This is a genomic window from Actinoplanes sp. NPDC026619, assembly GCF_040638295.1.
Taxonomy (GTDB): domain Bacteria; phylum Actinomycetota; class Actinomycetes; order Mycobacteriales; family Micromonosporaceae; genus Actinoplanes.
In genome coordinates, this window is sequence record NZ_JBEZYA010000081.1 from 1 (window position 1) to 2,712 (window position 2,712).

Here is a 2,712-nt window from a genome sequence, read left to right on the forward strand (position 1 = left end):
TCCACGATGGACGGCATCTCAGGCACCCGGACATCCTGCCGAACAACCCCGGCAAGATCAAACCGGCCCGAAACAGCCGACCTGATTAGTTACCCGTTGACCAGCGCCTTACTGAGGCGGTCGTGCAGGCGTTGTTCGATGATCCGGCGGTCACCGCCGGCGTCGTCGACCTGCGTGTGCAGAACGGCGTCGCTATTCTGGACGGCAATATCGTTTCATTCGATGCGGCCGCCGCCGCGGTCGCGGCGGCGGCATCGGTTCCCGGGATAAGAGATGTTTGTGACGCTCTTGTCGTGACCGGCGTTCCGCCAGGGACGTACTGAGACCGGCCGAAAGTCGCATGACTGTCATGAGTTCGCAGCGGGCCGGTCGAATCGGCAGTGAATGGTAGACGTCAATGCCGCGGCCGCGCAGCGTGTGCCCTCGTCCCCCCGAGGTGCGTTACCTGCCGGTCGCGGCATCACCTGCTGCGGTGGGAAACTGTTGACGGATGCCGGAACGCCGAGGATGAAACGCCGTCACTGAGGCTTTCCGAGTAACGGCCGTTGACGTTGGGTGACGGATTTAGGTGGTCCGGCCGTGTTCGATGTGCAGGATCACAAGGGCCGCGGCGGTGATCCGGCTGATGGTCCAGGGGCAGAGGCTGACGTTTCGTAGGGCTTTGAACGTGGTCTTGAGTAGGGAGTTCCCGCGTTCGCCGATGGCGCGGACCGCGTTGTGGGCTCGGTTGAACTGCTGCTCGATGGTGGTACAGGACCGATTCTTCGGTTTCTTGAACGCGACGGTGATGGTGGCCTGCTCGCCTTCATAGCCCAGGTCGCCGAGCACGTGCAGATCGTCGTCGGTCCATGTGGTCAGCAGCGGCAGGATGTCGTGGGTTCGCAGGGCGGTGGTGTCGTGTTCGCGGCCGGGACGCACGGGTGATGTCCAGAGCGGCCAGCCGTCCGGGGCGGTGATGACCTGGACGTTTCCGCCGTGGTTGTCGTGCTTGCCCGACCACCAGAGATCCACGCCGGCGGTCGGGCCTGGGGTGCGGCACCGGTCGGTCTCGATCAGCGTGCCGTCGATGTTGACGTGCGCGTAGCCGGCCATTTTCGCGGCGAGCAGGACTGATGACAGTCCGGGGGCCTGGTCGGCGATCACGGTGAGGCCTTCGTGCAGGTAGGAGTAGCCGGTCGAACGGCTGACCTGGTTGTCGATGGACAGCTGGATGATCCGGGTGCCGTCGAGTAGCCAGCGCAGGACCAGGATCGCCTGGCGGTAACAGCCCAGCGAACGGGTTCCGGCCCTGGTCCCGAGGCGGCGGCGTCGGCGTGCAGCAGAGCGGACACGAACACTACGGTGTCCTCGGATACGGGCAGGCTGGCGGTGTATGTGACACTCATGGTGGCGCAGGACCCCTGGTGTGAAGTGTTCCGTGAGAAGTCCACTTCCTACCGGGGTTCTGCGCTCTTTCGTTGCACCGCAACAGGTTCGGGCGTGTCCACACCCGACGGTCAAACCGCCACTCTGAGCTCTCAGGCCGTTACTCGGAAAGCCTCACTGGCCAGGCTCCCTGAGGCTGTCATGGAGGTGTCATCCAATCGACCGGGGTCCGCTATGCCGCCCGTGGATTCTTCAGTTAGAAGGCACGCTGTCGAATACCGGGAGGAACAGTGGAACAGGCATACACGCAGCCCGTCATGGATCTCGGCACTGGCCAAGTGGTTCTCCCGGTGATCGACGCGCCGGGTGCGACAGTGGTGGAGCTGCACGGGGACATCGACCTGGCCGTGGTCGAGCCACTGCGGGACGGCGTCGATGCCGGTGTCGAGCTGGGCGACGATGTCCTCGTCGACCTGGCCGATGTGACGCTGCTCGATTGTGCCTCGCTCAGCGTTCTGGTCCGGGCCGGCGACCTCGCTTGTCGCCGCGGACATCGGGTCTGCCTGGTAGCACCGGCGCCTATCGTCCGGCGAACGCTCGCGGCCTGCGGCCTCGACATGACCTTTCCGGTGTACCACGATCGGGGCCGTGCACTGCAAGAGCTGAGCTCGCAGCGGATGGCTGCATGACGTGCTGGCAGGACGTCAATGGGCGTGCTGCGACCGGACGATGGCGAATAAGTGGACGACGCCGGAGGCAACCGCCGGCAGGGCGGTTGCTGATTCCACCGACCGTCCTGTCATCGATCGTGGTGGCCATTAGGAAGATCGCCGAGGTGCACCCGGCTCCGGCGTTCATAACCCTCGGGCGGCAGTGGCCGGCCGGGCGTACACCGTGTGCGGTTCCGTCAGTCGTGGGCTTCCTTCGGTGCCCGATCCGGCTGGATGTGGAGAAGTCCGTCGACTATCGCCACGATGGGTTCGTTTAGCCAGTCGAAGTCGGGAACGGCGACCTGTTCGCATCGTTCGTGGAGTGTCTCCGGTGTCACCGTGCCGTCGAGGTGCGGCACCCGGGTTTCATCGTTGGTCATCGTGCCTCCCGAGACCGGGGCCGGCGGTGTGGCCGACCGCGTTTCATTTCATTGCATAGGGCCATTATTGCTTGGGCATCATGAAGAGTCGCGGGAGACGGCCTATTGACGCGAGACTGTCACAGTGGGCCGGTGCAGCCGGATATCGCAGAGGCGTCGGCCCAGGGTCATTGCGTAGTCGGGTAACTGCTGGTGACGGCGGTGATCAGGTCGTGTGATCGGCGGTTTGCTTGGCGGATGGCGCGGGCGATGTTGGT

At 64.5% G+C, this 2,712-nt stretch carries 2 protein-coding genes and 2 pseudogenes; 2 read left to right on the top strand and 2 right to left on the bottom strand.

Going from position 1 to position 2,712, the window contains the following annotated elements; all coding sequences use genetic code 11:
- Positions 1-110 precede the first annotated feature (110 nt).
- Positions 111-323 (top strand): annotated as a pseudogene (locus tag AB0E90_RS51565) (BON domain-containing protein); the annotation flags it as partial.
- A gap of 241 nt (positions 324-564) precedes the next feature.
- Here AB0E90_RS51565 and AB0E90_RS51570 read toward each other — a convergent pair.
- A pseudogene (locus tag AB0E90_RS51570) lies at positions 565-1,385 on the bottom strand (transposase family protein).
- 270 nt (positions 1,386-1,655) lie between these two features.
- Here AB0E90_RS51570 and AB0E90_RS51575 point away from each other — a divergent pair.
- Positions 1,656-2,054 (top strand): STAS domain-containing protein, encoded by a 399-nt coding sequence (locus tag AB0E90_RS51575; RefSeq protein ID WP_360421199.1) that lies wholly within the window; start codon positions 1,656-1,658, stop codon positions 2,052-2,054.
- Between the two features lie 218 nt (positions 2,055-2,272).
- Here AB0E90_RS51575 and AB0E90_RS51580 read toward each other — a convergent pair whose 3' ends face one another.
- Positions 2,273-2,455 carry a hypothetical protein gene (locus AB0E90_RS51580; RefSeq protein ID WP_360421201.1) on the bottom strand — a complete coding sequence of 61 codons (183 nt, stop codon included), beginning with the start codon at positions 2,453-2,455 and terminating at the stop codon, positions 2,273-2,275.
- Positions 2,456-2,712: the final 257 nt, after the last annotated feature.

Excerpts from the sequence above, each read along its gene's own strand:
- AB0E90_RS51580 (WP_360421201.1), bottom strand. The coding sequence starts at position 2,455 with ATGACCAACGATGAAACCCGGGTGCCGCACCTCGACGGCACGGTGACA.